A 14,893-nucleotide genomic window follows, 5' to 3' on the forward strand; every position below is an offset into this window, starting at 1 on the left:
TCAGTCCGGCCAAAGCCGGCAAGGTCGATATCAGTAAGGACTTCGCCTCTGATGGTCATGCGGAAGAGGGACGCTGATGGTGGATGTGCGTCTGGCCGTTCCGGCCGTGGCTGCCGTGGCCTTGACAGTGGCGGGCTGCGGGGCTCGCGCGGTTCCGTTGGATGACGACTATGCCGGCGGCTCGGCTGAATCGTCCTCGGCCGGGTCGTCGTCGTCGTCCTCGGGGTCGTCGTCCTCATCCTCCTCGTCCTCATCCGGGTCGTCGTCCTCGTCATCGGCTGACACGGGACGGTACCGCGATGGGACGTATTCGACCCGCGGGGAGTACGGACCCATCCGCGAGGACAGCATCGACGTGCGTCTGACGCTGAAGGACGGCACGGTGGAATCCGTCAAGGTCACGGGTAATCCGGACAACGCCATTTCCAAGAAGCATCAGAAGGCCTTCGCGTCGAGCATCTCATCCGTGGTGGTAGGACGTCCTCTCAAGGGGCTCTCCATCGACACCGTGGCGGGAGCCAGTTGGACGAGCGAGGCCTTCAACAAGGCTCTGGAGCTGACGAGGGAACAGGCCTCCGTCTCCTGATGGAGTGATGAGTGATGGAGTGATGGAGACGGGGGGCGGGACGAGGTCGTTGTGAGGCCGCTGCTGCGGGGGTGTCGCTGTGAGGCCGCTACGAGATCTGGGCTGATGATGATGGCCGGTCGGTGATGGCCGGCCACAGCAGCGCCGTCATGCGCTCGGACCAGGTGGCGGCGTCGTTGTCCGTGTCCGAAAGAGCCTGCGCCGCGACCATGGATCCGATGATCGTCTCAAAGAGGAATTTGGGATGGATTCCATGGCGGAACACCCCGGCCTTCTGTCCTCTGGCGATGAAGTCGCTGAAATGCTGGAGCTCCGGGACGATGGCCTGGTCGATGATTCCGCTGAAATAGTCGTTGCTGGAGGACAGCAGCACGCTTACGGCCCTGATTCCGATCCCGGTGGCGAAGCGCTCGCGGATCCTTTCCAGCAGAAGCCTCAGGCTGTCCTTGCTGGGTTCGAGGTTCGAGAGCTCCTGCGATCCGGCCATCTCCAGCGTACCGATTTTATGCAGCATGTCCTCGGAGTTGCGGTACCGGCGGTAGATCGTGGTCTTGGCCACGCCGCTGCGGCGCGCGACCTCCTCGATGGTGATGGCGCCCACTCCGCGCGAGGCTGCGATCTCCAGCATGGTCTGCGTGATCTTACGGTCCGTTTCCTCTCGGGTGCGTTCCCTGGTGCTTGCTCCGGTCATCGTTCGTTCCGTGCTCCTTCCCCTTACAGCAACCGGGTGCGTTCCGCCGCCGCCGAATAGGAGCGGTTGAGTCTGACAAGGGGCTTGCGCAGGACAAGGCCGAGGAGCAGCATCGGCGGAACGAAAAGAAGAAGCTTGCCGAGGGCGATCCAGTAGTCGTTGTCGTAGATTCCCGCGATCGCTGCCCTCACTGCGGTCACGGAATGGGTTATGGGCAGATAGGGACTGATGTAGCTCATGAATTCGGGCAGCATGGGCATCGGGTAGGCGGCTCCCGAGCCGGATATCTGCACGACGAGGAAGATGACGCCGATGGCCTTGCCGACGTTGTCGAAGCTGGCGACCAGCGTGTAGATGAAGAAGGAGTACACCAGCGAGCTGACCCAGCCGTCAAGCATGAACAGCATGGGGTGGGCGGTCTGGACGCGCAGGAACAGCAGCGTCCCTCCGCAGGAGAACGTGCTTTGCAGAAGCGCGATCACCGCGAAGACGCCGAAATGTCCAAGGAACATCTGATGGGGCCTGGGATCGCCCAAAGCCGTTCTGCGCCTTCTGGACACGTTGGTCTTCAGGGTGACGGCCATGAGCAACGAACCGACCCAGAGAGGGAGGAACGTGTACAGGGGCGTCATCTGGGCGCCGAAGTTCGCGACGGGGTACAGGACGTGACGGGTCAGCGATACGGGTGCGGCGAGCGTCGCGGCGAGGGTTTCGGAGTCGTTGCCGAGTATCTTGCGCACGGCGTCCATGTCGTCGCTGTCCAGGGCCTTGGTGAGACGGGTCGTGAAATCATTGATCGTCGTGGCCGTATGGTCGAGAAGGTTCGCCGTGCTCGTCAGTACCGTGTGGACCTTGTCGATGTCCGTCAATGCGGTGTTCGTGCTGGTGCGAAGGTCGGCGAGCGCGTCGTCGAGGTTGCGGGAGTTGCCCGACAGCGTATCCGCGGCCTGTTGGATGCCCGAGGTGATGTCCGAGATCTGCGGGGATAACGATCCGTCGACCGCCTTGCTCGCCGCCGCTATCTCCGCCGACGCCTGGTCCGCGAGCTTTGCTGCCTGCTTGTGGGTTTTCTGGACGTCCGCGTCCTTTGCGTCGATGTCGTCCGCGGATGAGGTCAGCGCGTCGCGTACCGAGGTGAGTCGGGATATCACGGTGTCGAGGCGGTCGACGATGCGATTGAGGGCCTTCGCCGCGGCCGGGAGGTCGGATGCCTGCGACGCCAGATCCTTGACGGAGTCGCGGATGGATTCGTACTCCTTGATCTGATCGTCCACGAGGCTGGCCTGCGCCCTGAGGCTGTCCGACGCGGCGGATGACGTCGACGAGGCGTTGGAGAAGGTGGTGTCGATGCTGTCGCTCACCGAGGAGATGCTTGATGAGCTTTCCTCCAGCGCGGCCGTCAGCGTGGAGATCGCCGAGGTCAATGCGGAGGAGACGTCGGTTACGCCGGCCGTCGTCTTGTCGATGTCCTTGCGTGCGGATTCCGCGCTGCCGCCGGTCTGCGACAGCAGGCTTCGTGACGAGGTGATGAGTGTCTGCGATCCCGACATGAGCGCGGCGTAGGAGCTGACGTTCTGCGCCGCCGCCGTCAGCTGGTCGCCGGCGTCGGACATGTTCCTGGCGAAGGTCGTCAGCCACGTGCGCGCCTCGGGCTTGTCCAGCTGGTCGGCGATGTCCGAAGCGATGCCCAGCGCCGTCGTGGCCATCGTTTTGGCCATCGTCTCGTTGATCTCGGCCGCGATCTCATCCGCGCCCTGTCCGGTCACCTTCGGCGCCAGCGCGTTGAGCTTCTCGTTGGTGTAATAGGTCAGTTGCGAGTTCGCCCCGTCCCCCGAGAAGAAGGTCATCATCCGTTTGCTGAAATCCTTGGGGATGATCACCGCGGCATAGTACTCGCCCGACTTCGTGCCGTCGATGGCGTCCTTTTTGGAGGTGAACGACCAGTCGAGCTGGCTGTTGGCGCGGAGGTTGTCGACCACCTGGTCCCCGACCGTTATGCGCACCGGGATGAGATCGCTTTTGTAGCCTTCGTCGGTGTTCGCTATGGCGAATTTGAGATTTCCCGTGTTGGCGAAGGGGTCCCAGCTCGCCGCCACGTTGAACCATGTGAAAAGACCTGGTATCACGATCAGCCCGATGACGATGATGATCGAGACGATGTTGCTGGTGATGTGGCGTATGTCGTCGATGAACAGTCGTCCTATCGCCCTCATCGCGCGCCTCCTTCCTGGGAGATGGCCGGGCCGTCCATGGTCGGAGACTGGCCGTCCGCGGACACCGCGGGAATGGTGATCGTGTCGGCTGCGTCGTCGGCTGCGTCGGTCGCGGCCACGGTAGTCGTGTCTGCTGCGTCGGCTGCGGGGCTCCCCGCGGCATGGGCCGGATGCGAGGCGGGACGTCGGTTGTCGGGATGACGGGCCCATGCCCATGCCCATGCGCTATGGGACTGCGTTATCGCTCCGCGGATCGCGTCGTCGCTGAGCGAGCCCAGGCGGATCTGTCTTTCGATGCTGTCGCGCATAAGCTCGATGGCCATGAGGAATCCGATGATGAGAAGGATCCATACGACCCAGACTGCAAGGGACAGGAGCTTGGTCCCCGTCGTCAGGGAGAACACGATGACGAGGATGGCCGGGACGAGGATCCCGGTTATCAACGCGCCGCGCTTGAGCCGGGGATATCTCACCGCGAAGGCCGAGGCCCGTGCCTCGATGGCCTTGCGATAGTCGTCCCGGTCGGACAGCGCGTGGATGGCCTGGGAGAGGCGGTATTCGCCGCCGGGGAGCTGCACGGGTTCCCAGAGGATCATGTCGCCGTCCTTGATCTCGCGGGCGAAGAGCTTGTTCACGCTCGCCAGATGGGGCCGGATGACGAGGCCGAGGACGAAGGAGAGAATGGCGAAGACGAGAAGCTTGAGGATGTCCGTCAGCCAGTGCAGGCCGTAGAATCCGCCGATGGTCTCGCGTAGCGCCGAGATCGAGTAGGTGAAGGGGAAGAAGGGGTAGAGGATCCGGAAGAACCGCGGCATCATCTCGATGGGGTATATTCCCGAGGCGCCGGGTATCTGGATCATGATGAGCGCGACGCATAGTCCCTTGCCCACATGCATGAAGGTCGTCGACAGCGCGTAGGTGATGCTCAGATAGACCAGCGAGGTGATGACGCCCGTGAGGATGAACATGCCGGGGCTGGCCGTCTGCACGCCGATCACGAGATCGCCTATCGTCGTCGCCAGGGCCTGGAACGTCGCGAGGATCGCCAGAAAAAGCCAACGCCCCCAGTAGCGCTGCGAGGGAGTGGGGATCTCGTCGAGGTCCTCGTCGTCGGTTTCGAGCTTGACGATGACCATGAGCACGAACGCGCCGACCCAGAGCGAGATATTGGTGAACAGTGGGCTCATCCCGGATCCGTAGGAGTCCACGGGATATACGGTCGTTGTCGACAGCACGGTGGGGGAGAGCATGAAAGCGGTGATCCGCGACACGTCGAGTTTGCCGTTGCTTCCCAGCAGATCCGTCAGAGCCGTCGAGTTCCCCAGCGCGGTCAGATCGGTGGAGAGGCTGTCCAGTTTGGAATCGACGCGCTTCAGCCCGGATTTGGTCGAGGCGAGCGAGGCCCGCGTCGTCTTGGCGATGGCGTCCGCCTGATTGAGGATGGTCGTCGTCTGGGCGAGGAGGGCGTCCTGCCCGGTGAGCTGCCCGCTGAGGGTGGAGGCCGCCTGGGACAGGCTCGTCAGACCGGTGTTGAGCTGCGGAAGGGCCGATGAATTCAGCGAGTACCGGGCCTTGTCGGCCGTGGTCAGACTGGACTGGGTGGCATCGGCGACCGCGGATGAGCTGGATGCCGTGCTGCTGATCGTCGAGTCGAGGCTGGTGTTCAATGTCCCCATACTCGTGATGATCGTGCCCAGGGATTCGTTGCGTTGATCCAGCGTGCGGACGATCGAATCGATTCCGGTGATGTCGAGCGCCTCGAGCGCGTCGATGATGTCCTGGGTGTCCGAGTTGACCTGCTGCGCCTTGTCAATGGCCGTTCCCACGGTTCCGTTCGCCTGGGTGAGCTGCGCGGCCAGTGCCGAGATGGTGAGGTTGGTTCCGGACGCGGCCTGCGAGAGCAGGGAGGACGCGGAGTCGAGCGAGCTGGATGCCGCGGATGTCTGCGTGTTGAGCGAGGACTGCGTGGAGGAGATCAACGCGGAGGTTGATTTGAGGGATGCCGCCATCTGTATCCCTGCGTTCTGGGTCGTCGCGATGGACTGTCGGGCTCTGGCGGTCTGCTTGGGGACCGATGAGAGGGTTGCGTCGAGGTCGTCGACGACGGACTCCAATATGGCGATGTTCCGTCGGACCGTGGTGATGTCCTTGACGACCGCGCTGCTTGTGGACGAGGTGTTCGCGGAGAGCGATTCGGCTCCCTTGTTGATGGTGGACGCCACTACGCGGCTCACCGCGGCGACGAAGGCGCTGTTGACCTCGCGTTCCACGGTGGTTGCGCCGGTGTCGGTGACTTTGGCGGCGATGCCGTTGATCTTCTCGTTGACGTAGTACTGGAGTTTCGGCTGTGGAGAGGTCCCTTTGATGACGCCGATGATGTCCGCGCTGAAGCTTGAGGGGATGACGATGGCCGCGTAGCTCGATCCTGAGCGCACCTCGTCCAGAGCGGTCGACGAGTCCATGAAGGTCCAGCCCAGATCGTCGTTCGACTTGAGGGTGGATACGAGCTCGTGCCCCAGGTTGATCGTTCCCAGACCCTTTTCGGTCGCGCCCTTGTCCTCGTTGGACACGGCCACGCGGATGGCGCCCGTGTTGCCGTAGGGGTTCCAGAACCCGATGATGTTGAACCATGCGTAGAGCGGCGAGAGGAAGATCAGGCCCAGAATGACGATCCAGACCGTTGGGACGCGGACGATCCGCAGTATGTCGCGTTTGAGGATTCGCAGTACCGTCGTCATTCCCGCCCCTGAATATCGCGTGCTTGTTGTGCCGATAACACGATACGCTATTCGTAGCGCTACGTGGAGCGTAGCGTGTTCGCTTCCGGCGAAGCGTGTTCAGAGGCGGTCGACGAATCAGATGGTGGGCTGGCCAGACGGTGGGCTGGTCAGACGGTGGGCTGGTAGGAGTCATCCAGTGACGAGCTCGATGAGGAGTCCCCCTGCGACGATGAGCCTCCGGATGACGATCCCCCGGAGGATTCCCCGTTGGATGACTCCCCGTTGGACGATCCCCCGTTGGACAGGCCGTTCGAGTTCGCCTGAGGCATCATCCCCTGGCTTCCCATCTGTCCTCCTCCCCACTGGTTCGAGGAGGACTGCGATCCACCGGTGGTCGATGAGATGATGGCGCCGCTGACCGCGCCTCCCGCCGCGCCGCACGCCAGGCTGAGCGCGACGGCGGCCACGATGACGAGGATCCTGTGCCGCTTCTCCTTCGGCGTTCTGCCGTGTCCCAGGGGATCGGGAAGGTTGTTTTGCGCGGGCGTGGGGGGAGGGAAGGCGCCGGAGGCCATACCCTGCATGGCGTTGGGGTCGTAGTTCGTGTTCCACGCGTTGGACTGCTGCTGCGGGGGGAAGGCTCCGGTGTATGCGCCGTTATACGATGGGCGGTTTCCCGTGGATGGGCGGTTCTGTTCGTATGGATGTCCCCCATCGTCGTATGCCGGGTTCTCGTTCTGATAAGTCGACGATGATGGCCAAGTGTCTCCGTCTCCGGCCTGTGGATTCTGCGGACGGGTCCGTGCCGCCGCCTGTCGTGTCGCGGCCTGTCGTGCGGCGGCCTCCGATGGAGACTGGGGCCGCTCGGTTTGGGGCTTCTGCGGGGTCCGCGACTCCACTGGGCTTTGTGGCTTCTGTGGCTTCTGTGGAGTGGGTGTGGTGGGTGTGGTGGTGCCGGTCTGCGCGTCCATGGTCTTCTGCCTTTCCGGATATGCTCGGTGGACTGTCCTTTCGGAACCTGGTGTTCCGGAATTCGTCCGTTGCTGGTTACAGCTAAGCCGCTCATCCTGTGTGTCGCTGTGTGGTAGCGGCGGACTGGCTGAATGGTTTATGGGCGTTTGATGAATGCCGGGATGCCGTGGCTTGCCGCCGGATGTGATGATACCGTGGAGACGTTTGAGGTCAGTGAGGGGATTTCCAGGGAGGCGACCATGGCTTTTCGACGCGTGAGGGCGCGCGTTGACGGGGATGAGTCGGCGCCGTCGGGACGCCGTGGCGTCTCGTCCGTGGTGGTCCGGATCTTCGGCGCGTTCGTGCTGGTCGGTGGTCTGGTCATGCTGCCTGTGGTCGTGTTCTCGGGTGTGGTCGCCGTCCGTCGTGTCATCGATGGTGAGGAGCGCGTGGACGCGTTGGATCTCACCTTCCTGTTGTTCTGCGCGCGTATTCTCGTCCAGAGTGCCGTGGGGCTGAGTCTGATCGTGTTCGGCGTCCTTCTTCTGCTGGATCGCCGTCGTCACGCGGCGGGCTGGGCCTATGTCCTCATCGTTCCCACGGTTCTCGAGGGTGCGCTGACGCTGTCTCTCGAAGGCGTGGTCCCCGCGCTGGCCGAGCCGGCCGTGCGACTCGTCGTGCTGATCGGAGTGTCGATCGAGCTCGATCCGGGGCTTATCGAGGAGAGACGCCTTCAGCGCACCCTGCGGAGGATGGATGAGCGTGATGACTATGAGAAGGACGTCGCCCGCGGGATGGTCGGCAGGGACGACACCGGTCGCGGATATATCGCGCTCGACTTCTTCAACATCTTCTGGCTGTTCGTCATCGCCAGCGTCTTCGGACTGGCGCTGGAGACGGTGTACCGATTCGTGACGTCGGGGACTTTCGAGGATCGTGCGGGGCTTCTGTGGGGCCCCTTCTCTCCGATCTATGGATGCGGGGCGATTGTTCTCACCGTCATCCTCAACAGGCTGTGGCGGTCCAGCCCGCTGCTGATCTTCGTCGTCGGCGCGGTCGTCGGGGGGATGTTCGAGTATCTGGTCAGCTGGTTTATGGAGGTCGCGTTCGGCATCACGGCGTGGGACTACACCGGCCAGTGGTTGTCCATGGGGGGCAGAACGTCGGGCAAGTACATGGTCTTCTGGGGACTTCTTTCGGTGCTCTGGGTCAAGTTCCTGCTGCCTCGGACGCTGTTCCTGATCAATCTCATCCCGTGGCGTGTGCGGTATTCGCTGACCGTCGTGTGCGCGGTGCTGATGGCGATTGACATCGCCATGACGCTGATGGCCTTCGACTGCTGGTACGGCAGGATGGCGGGCCGGACGCCCGACTCCCCGATCACCGATTTCTTCGCCACCCACTTCAACGACGACGTCATGGCGCACCGCTTCCAGACCATGCATATCGACCCCAGCCGGTCGAGCCGCATGTAGGGCACAATCGGCTGGGGTCGCGTATGACGACTTCGGAACCGTGGTTTTCTAGAAGTCCCAGTCGTCGTCGTCGGTCTCCACGGCCTTGCCCATGACGTAGGACGAGCCGGAGCCGGAGAAGAAGTCGTGGTTCTCGTCGGCGTTGGGCGAGAGCGAGGTGAGGATGGCCGGATCCACCTGCGTGTCCTCGGGCGTGAACAGCGCCGGATAGCCGAGGTTCATCAGCGCCTTGTTGCCGTTGTATCGCACGAAGCTGAGCACCTTGTCCACGAGTCCGACGTCCTTGTAGAGGGACTCGGTGTATTCGACCTCGTTCTCGTAGAGGTCCTGCAGCAGTTCGTACGTGTAGTCCTGCAGTTCGTCGCGCCTCTCCTGGCTGAGCTTCTCGAGACCGATCTGGTATTTGTAGCCGATGTAGTAGCCGTGCACGGCCTCGTCGCGCAGGATCAGGCGGATGATGTCGGCGGTGTTGGTCAGCTTCGCGTGGGAGGACAGCCAGAAGGGAAGGAAGAATCCCGAGTAGAACAGGAAGGATTCGAGCAGCACGGAGACGATCTTCACCTTGAGCGGGTCGTCGCCGTTGTAGTAGTCGAGGACGATCTGCGCCTTCTTCTGCAGATTGGGGTTCTCCTCGGACCAGTCGAAGGCCTCGTCCACCTCCTTCGACGAGCACAGCGTCTCGAAGATCGAGGAATACGACTTGGCGTGCACCTCCTCCATGAAGGTGATGTTGCAGAAAACGGCCTTTTCGTGGGGGGTGATGGCGTCCTGGATCAGCCTCGGCGCGCCCGCCACGCCCTGGATGGTGTCCAGCAGCGTCAGACCCGTGAACACGCGCATGACGAGCGTGTGCTCGGCCTCGCTGAGCGTGCCCCACGAGGGGATGTCGTTCGACAGCGGCACCTTCTCGGGCAGCCAGAAGTTGCCGGTGAGCCGGTCCCAGACCTCCTTGTCCTTAGGATCGATGATCTTGTTCCAGTTGATCGCCTGGACTCGTGTGACCGGATGGTACGTCAGTCGCGGGAACCGTTCCATCGGGTCCACCGTGGACGTCGCCTCAAGCGTATCCTCCGTGGCGTTGTTGGTCATCGCTGGTGTCCTTTCAATGTTCTGTACCATGTGTTGTCAATGTGTCACTTCTGGCCGTCCGCCGCTCACAGCATGCAGGACACGCATCCCTGGACCTCCGTGCCCTCCAGCGCCTGCTGCCGGATGCGGATGTAGTACAGGGTTTTGATGCCCTTGCGCCATGCGTAGATCTGGGCCTTGTTGAGGTCGCGGGTCGTGACGGTGTCGGGGAAGAACAGCGTGAGCGACAGGCCCTGGTCGATGTGCTGGGTGGCCTCGGCGTAGGTGTCGATGATGGCCTTCCATCCCAGCTCGTAGGCGTCCTTGAAGTACTCGAGGTTGTCGTTGGTCATGTACGGCGCGGGGTAGTACACGCGGCCGATCTTGCCTTCCTTGCGGATCTCGATTTTCGAGGCGATCGGGTGGATCGAGCTGGTGGAGTGGTTGATGTACGAGATCGATCCGGTCGGTGGGATGGCCTGCAGGTTCTGGTTGAAGATGCCGTCGCGCAGAATCTCCGCCTGAAGCTCGCGCCAGTCGTCGACCGTGGGGATGCGCACGCCGAACCTCTCGAACAGCGTCCGCACCCGGTCGGTCGCGGGCTCCAGCGAGCGGCGGCCGTCCGTGTACTTGTCGAAGTAGTTGCCTTCCCCGGCAGGTTTGGCGTAGTCGCTGGTGGGGAAGCCCGCGAAGGGATGCCCTCGTTCGACGGCGATCCGGTGGGAGGCCTTGTAGGCGTGGAAGGCCACGGTCATGAAGTACATGTCGGTGAAGTCCAGAGCCTCCGGAGAGCCGTACATCAGTCCCTCGCGGGCGAGGAATCCATGCAGGTTCATCTCGCCCAGCCCGATGGCGTGGCCCTCGTCGTTGCCGCGGCGGATGGAGGGGACGGCGTCGATGCGGGTGTGCTCGGCCACGGAGGTCAACGCGCGCACGGCCGTTTCGACGGTGTCGGCCAGACCTCCGTCCATCGCCTTCGCGATGTTCAGCGAGCCGAGGTTGCACGAGACGTCGCGCCCGACATGGTTGTAGGTGAGGTCCTCGTTGTAGGTGCTGGGCTCCTGGACCTGAAGGATCTCGGAGCACAGGTTGCTCATGGTGATGCGACCCTCGATGGGGTTCGCGCGGTTGACAGTGTCCTCGAACAGGATGTACGGGTATCCGGACTCGAACTGGATCTCGGCGATCGTCATGAAGAACTCGCGGGCGTCGATGTAGGACTTGCGGATGCGATCGTCGGCGACCATCTCGTCGTAGTGCTCGGTCACGGAGATGTCGGCGAAGGGCTTGCCGTACACGCGCTCCACGTCGTAGGGGCTGAACAGCGCCATCGGTTTCTTCTGCTTGGCGAGCTCGAAGGTGATGTCGGGGATGACCACGCCCAGCGCCAGTGATTTGATGCGGATCTTCTCGTCGGCGTTCTCGCGCTTGGTGTCGAGGAAGCGCATGATGTCGGGATGGTGGGCGTTGAGGTACACCGCGCCGGCACCCTGGCGGGCGCCCAGCTGGTTGGCGTAGGAGAACGAGTCCTCCAGAAGCTTCATGACGGGCACGACGCCGCTGGACTGGTTCTCGATATGCTTGATCGGCGCGCCCAGCTCGCGCAGGTTGCTCAGCAGCAGGGCCACGCCGCCGCCGCGTTTGGACAGCTGCAGGGCCGCGTTGATGCCGCGGGAGATGGATTCCATGTTGTCCTCGATGCGCACGAGGAAGCAGCTCACGGGCTCCCCGCGCTGGGCCTTGCCGAGATTGAGGAAGGTCGGGGTGGCGGGCTGGAACCGTCCCGAGATGATCTCGTCCGCGTATTTCGTGGCCTGCGCCTCGTCGCCGGCCGCCAGCTCGAGCGCCACCGCCGCGCTGCGCTGCGGGAAGTCCTCGAGGTACTTCTTGCCGTCGAAGGTCTTCAGGGCATAGGACGTGTAGAACTTGAAGGCGCCGAGGAACGTGTCGAACTCGAAGCCGAGTGACTCCACATGCTCGTAGAACGAGTCGAGGAAGCCGTCGTCGTACTGGTCGAACACGGCGGGATTGTAGTAGTCGTTCTTCAGAAGGTAGCTCAGACGGTCGCGCGTGGAATCGAAGTGGACCGTGTTGGCGGCGACGTGTCCGGTGACGTACGCCCGTTCGGCCTCCTTGTCCTTGTCGAACTGGATGGATCCGTCGGGCGCGTAGAGGTTGAGCATCGCGTTGAGCGCGTGATAGTCATGCGCCGCGTCGAGAGCGTCCGTCTGCGGGTCGTCGGTGTTGTCCATCGACAGTGTCGTGTCGTCGGTGATGGCCATGTGGTCTGTCCCTTTCCTTGTCTGGATCGTCGTTCAGGCCCGTTCGGGCTGACGGTCGGACCTCTGCTTGTCGGACTCGTGCTTGCTGATGGAGGTGAAGAAGTCGAGAACCCCCTGTCGGACCTTGTCGCGATCCTCGGGCGTCCCCAGGAGCTCGAAGTAGTACAGGAAGGGGACCGCGCATTTGGTGGCGATGATGTTCCCCGCGGCGCAGAAGGCGTCCCCGAAGTTCGTGTTCCCCGAAGCGATGACGCCTCTGATGAACGCCCGGTTGTCCGGGTCGTTGAGGAAGTGCTTGACCTGGGTCGGCACGGCCTTCTTCGCATTGCCGCCGCCGTATGTGGGAACCATGATGATGTAGGGTTCGCGCACGGACAGGGCGGGGTCGGATGGTCTCAGCGGGATTCGGTAGACGTTGATCCCCTCGTCCTCCAGCCGGCATCCCGCGACGAACCGCGAGGTGTTCTCGGAGGCGGAGGAGAAGTAGACGACCGCGCCGATGGCGGCGCCGGACGCCGGACGCTCCGGTCGGCTGGCGGGTTCGAGACTCACGCGGATACCGGTTGTGATGCGATCGCCCTGATGAGGTCGGGGCGGTATCCGCTCCATGAGGCGTCCGCGGTCATGACGACGGGTGCCTGGCGGAATCCCGCCGCCTGGATCTCGGCGAGGATGGCGGGGTCGGATGTGATGTCCACCGTGTCGAATTCGACGCCCTGACGCGTCAGCTGGCGTTTCGTCGCCTCGCACTGCGGGCAGCGCGGTTTGGTGTACACGGTGACGCGTGTGGTTTCCTCGTTCATGGTTTCCTCGTTCCTCGTTTCTGACGGTTCCGATCCGACGTTCGTGCCCGTGGTCGGCCCTCGGTGCATCCGCCGTGGGCGGATGCCGTCGGCGAGGGTTCTCGACCGTGGCTCGAATTGCAAGATTACATGGATGTTGTTTGTCGTCAATGCACCATAGCTAGTGGCGTGTCGTTTGCCTTCATACTAAATGTAGTGGTTTCGGCGATTTCAGGCCAGTTCCGCATTTTGCGGCGTCGTGGCCGTGCGCACGAATGTCTGATATATCACATCGTCCCTGCGGCCGTCGTCGTAGCTGTGGCCCGTTGCCGTGATGGCGGATGCGGCACGGTATGGGGATATGGGGATATGGGTGTATGGGTGTTGCTTTGATCATGCGGCTCGATATGGGGATCAGGGGCGCGGCATGGGGATCAGGGGCGTCGGGTCGCGGTCGCTCGGGAGGCGCCGTGTTCCGGCGGAGTTGTTCGCCGTGGGACGATACCCCTTGCGGGACGGGTGGGCGTGGAGCGTCCCCGGTAGACTGATGACCGTATGGCCATGTCTTCCGCTGCCGGCAGTCAGGGAGAGTCGGGGGGACGGGCCGGGCATATCTATTCGAAAGGCGTCGCAATGGCCGTTGAGGCAACAGCAAACATCGGGGTCGTCGGACTGGCGGCCATGGGCTCCAATCTCGCACGTAATCTGGCACGGCACGGCAACACCGTCGCGCTGTACAACCGGCACGTCGAGCGTACCGAGAAACTGGTGAGGGAGCACGGTGACGACGGTGAGTTCGTGCCCTCGGCGACCGTCGCCGATTTCGTGGCCTCGCTGAAGCGTCCGCGCACGGCGATCATCATGGTCAAGGCCGGCGCGCCCACCGACGCCGTCATCAACGAGCTCGCCGACGCCATGGAGCCGGGGGACATCATCGTCGATGGCGGTAACTCGTATTTCGAGGACACCATCCGTCGCGAGAAGGCGATTCGTGCCCGTGGCCTGCACTTCGTCGGCTGCGGAGTCTCCGGCGGCGAGGAGGGGGCCCTCAACGGCCCGTCCCTCATGCCGGGTGGGACGGAGGAGTCCTGGCGCACGCTGGGGCCGATCCTCACCTCCATCGCGGCCGTGGCCGAGGGTGAGCCGTGCGTGACCCATATCGGCGAGAACGGCGCGGGGCATTTCGTCAAGATGGTCCACAATGGCATCGAATACGCCGACATGCAGCTGATCGCGGAAAGCTACGACCTTATGCGTCGCGGTCTGGGCATGGAACCCGCCGAGATCGGCGATGTGTTCGCGGCATGGAACGGCACCGAGCTCAACTCCTATCTCATCGAGATCACCGCCGACGTGCTGCATGAGGTGGACAAGGCCACGGGCCGTCCCCTCGTGGATGTGATCGTCGACCATGCCGGAATGAAGGGCACCGGCACGTGGACGGTGCAGACCGCTCTGACTCTGGGGGTTCCGGTCACGGGCATCGCCGAGGCCGTGTTCGCGCGCGGGCTGTCCAGCCAGACGGTTCAGCGCGGGGCGGCGGCGAAGGCTGGTCTGTCGGGGCCGCAGGCTCGTCTCGACGTGTCCGCCGCCGATCGTGATGCCGTCATCGAGGACATCCGGCATGCGCTGTATGCGTCGAAGATCGTGGCCTACGCCCAGGGCTTCGACGAGATCATGTCCGGCGCCAAGGAGTACGGCTGGAACATCGACCTTGCGGCGGTCGCGCGCATCTGGCGCGGTGGGTGCATCATCCGGGCCCAGTTCCTCAACGTCGTCTCCGACGCGTTTGAATCGGGCGACGCCGACGTGTCTCTGCTGTTCGCCCCCTACTTCCGCAAGGCCGTGGACGAGGCCCAGGAATCGTGGCGTCGGGTCGTGGCGAAGGCCGTCGAGGGTGGCCTGCCGGTTCCCGCGTTCTCCAGTTCGCTGGCGTACTATGACGGGCTGCGCTCGGGCAGGCTTCCCGCGGCTCTGATCCAGGGGCAGCGCGATTTCTTCGGCGCGCATACCTATGGTCGCGTAGACCGTCCCGGAGCTTTCCACACGTTGTGGGCTGAGCCGGGCCGCCCGGAGGTCGAGGCGTAGCCTCGCCGGGCGGTGGCGCGGGCCGCGGTGCGGCGCG

General features: G+C 63.4%; 11 protein-coding genes. 3 read left to right on the plus strand and 8 right to left on the minus strand.

What is annotated here, in order from left to right; translation table 11 throughout:
• Positions 1 to 76: 76 nt before the first annotated feature.
• On the plus strand, positions 77 to 586 hold the full coding sequence (locus tag BMIN_RS01115) for an FMN-binding protein (protein WP_022861452.1): 510 nt from the start codon (positions 77 to 79) through the stop codon (positions 584 to 586).
• An 88-nt stretch (positions 587 to 674) separates the two neighbouring features.
• Here BMIN_RS01115 and BMIN_RS01120 read toward each other — a convergent pair whose 3' ends face one another.
• The 4 genes from BMIN_RS01120 to BMIN_RS07935 form a co-directional block, all read right to left on the minus strand.
• Entirely contained in the window at positions 675 to 1,277 is a 603-nt protein-coding gene (locus BMIN_RS01120; protein WP_022861451.1) for a TetR/AcrR family transcriptional regulator, read from the minus strand.
• A 23-nt stretch (positions 1,278 to 1,300) separates the two neighbouring features.
• Positions 1,301 to 3,490 carry a YhgE/Pip domain-containing protein gene (locus tag BMIN_RS01125; protein WP_022861450.1) on the minus strand — a complete coding sequence of 730 codons (2,190 nt, stop codon included), beginning with the start codon at positions 3,488 to 3,490 and terminating at the stop codon, positions 1,301 to 1,303.
• Complete coding sequence (locus BMIN_RS01130) at positions 3,487 to 6,228, minus strand: YhgE/Pip domain-containing protein (RefSeq protein ID WP_022861449.1); 2,742 nt, start codon at positions 6,226 to 6,228, stop codon at positions 3,487 to 3,489. The genes BMIN_RS01125 and BMIN_RS01130 overlap by 4 nt, the downstream gene beginning before the upstream one ends.
• A gap of 149 nt (positions 6,229 to 6,377) precedes the next feature.
• On the minus strand, positions 6,378 to 7,181 hold the full coding sequence (locus tag BMIN_RS07935) for a hypothetical protein (protein ID WP_022861448.1): 804 nt from the start codon (positions 7,179 to 7,181) through the stop codon (positions 6,378 to 6,380).
• A 240-nt stretch (positions 7,182 to 7,421) separates the two neighbouring features.
• Between BMIN_RS07935 and BMIN_RS01140 the strand changes: the two genes are divergently transcribed.
• Positions 7,422 to 8,636, plus strand: a complete 1,215-nt coding sequence (locus BMIN_RS01140; protein ID WP_081648046.1) for a putative ABC transporter permease — start codon at positions 7,422 to 7,424, stop codon at positions 8,634 to 8,636.
• Positions 8,637 to 8,684: 48 nt separating this feature from the next.
• On the opposite strand, the gene nrdF is transcribed toward BMIN_RS01140, so the two are convergent.
• From nrdF to nrdH, 4 genes are all read right to left on the minus strand, one after another.
• Complete coding sequence (gene nrdF / locus BMIN_RS01145) at positions 8,685 to 9,671, minus strand: class 1b ribonucleoside-diphosphate reductase subunit beta (RefSeq protein ID WP_026647530.1); 987 nt, start codon at positions 9,669 to 9,671, stop codon at positions 8,685 to 8,687.
• A 119-nt stretch (positions 9,672 to 9,790) separates the two neighbouring features.
• Positions 9,791 to 11,986: a class 1b ribonucleoside-diphosphate reductase subunit alpha gene (nrdE, locus tag BMIN_RS01150; protein ID WP_022861445.1), complete on the minus strand. Its 2,196-nt coding sequence runs from the start codon at positions 11,984 to 11,986 to the stop codon at positions 9,791 to 9,793.
• A gap of 33 nt (positions 11,987 to 12,019) precedes the next feature.
• Positions 12,020 to 12,538, minus strand: coding sequence for a class Ib ribonucleoside-diphosphate reductase assembly flavoprotein NrdI (nrdI, locus tag BMIN_RS01155; protein WP_022861444.1), 519 nt, complete (start codon positions 12,536 to 12,538; stop codon positions 12,020 to 12,022).
• Positions 12,535 to 12,789 (minus strand): glutaredoxin-like protein NrdH, encoded by a 255-nt coding sequence (gene nrdH, locus BMIN_RS01160; RefSeq protein WP_022861443.1) that lies wholly within the window; start codon positions 12,787 to 12,789, stop codon positions 12,535 to 12,537. The genes nrdI and nrdH overlap by 4 nt, the downstream gene beginning before the upstream one ends.
• 612 nt (positions 12,790 to 13,401) lie before the next feature.
• Between nrdH and gndA the strand changes: the two genes are divergently transcribed.
• Positions 13,402 to 14,856, plus strand: coding sequence for an NADP-dependent phosphogluconate dehydrogenase (gene gndA, locus BMIN_RS01165; protein WP_022861442.1), 1,455 nt, complete (start codon positions 13,402 to 13,404; stop codon positions 14,854 to 14,856).
• Positions 14,857 to 14,893: the final 37 nt, after the last annotated feature.

The sequence above is a fragment of the Bifidobacterium minimum genome, assembly GCF_000741645.1.
Lineage (GTDB): Bacteria > Actinomycetota > Actinomycetes > Actinomycetales > Bifidobacteriaceae > Bifidobacterium > Bifidobacterium minimum.

What these genes read in the sequence shown, in the direction of transcription:
- BMIN_RS01115 (WP_022861452.1), top strand. Translation starts at nt 77, where the DNA reads ATGGTGGATGTGCGTCTGGCCGTTCCGGCCGTGGCTGCCGTGGCCTTG.
- BMIN_RS01120 (WP_022861451.1), bottom strand. Translation starts at nt 1,277, where the DNA reads ATGACCGGAGCAAGCACCAGGGAACGCACCCGAGAGGAAACGGACCGT.
- BMIN_RS01125 (WP_022861450.1), bottom strand. Translation starts at nt 3,490, where the DNA reads ATGAGGGCGATAGGACGACTGTTCATCGACGACATACGCCACATCACC.
- BMIN_RS01130 (WP_022861449.1), bottom strand. Translation starts at nt 6,228, where the DNA reads ATGACGACGGTACTGCGAATCCTCAAACGCGACATACTGCGGATCGTC.
- BMIN_RS07935 (WP_022861448.1), bottom strand. Translation starts at nt 7,181, where the DNA reads ATGGACGCGCAGACCGGCACCACCACACCCACCACACCCACTCCACAG.
- BMIN_RS01140 (WP_081648046.1), top strand. Translation starts at nt 7,422, where the DNA reads ATGGCTTTTCGACGCGTGAGGGCGCGCGTTGACGGGGATGAGTCGGCG.
- nrdF (WP_026647530.1), bottom strand. Translation starts at nt 9,671, where the DNA reads ATGGAACGGTTCCCGCGACTGACGTACCATCCGGTCACACGAGTCCAG.
- nrdE (WP_022861445.1), bottom strand. Translation starts at nt 11,986, where the DNA reads ATGGCCATCACCGACGACACGACACTGTCGATGGACAACACCGACGAC.
- nrdH (WP_022861443.1), bottom strand. Translation starts at nt 12,789, where the DNA reads ATGAACGAGGAAACCACACGCGTCACCGTGTACACCAAACCGCGCTGC.
- gndA (WP_022861442.1), top strand. Translation starts at nt 13,402, where the DNA reads ATGGCCGTTGAGGCAACAGCAAACATCGGGGTCGTCGGACTGGCGGCC.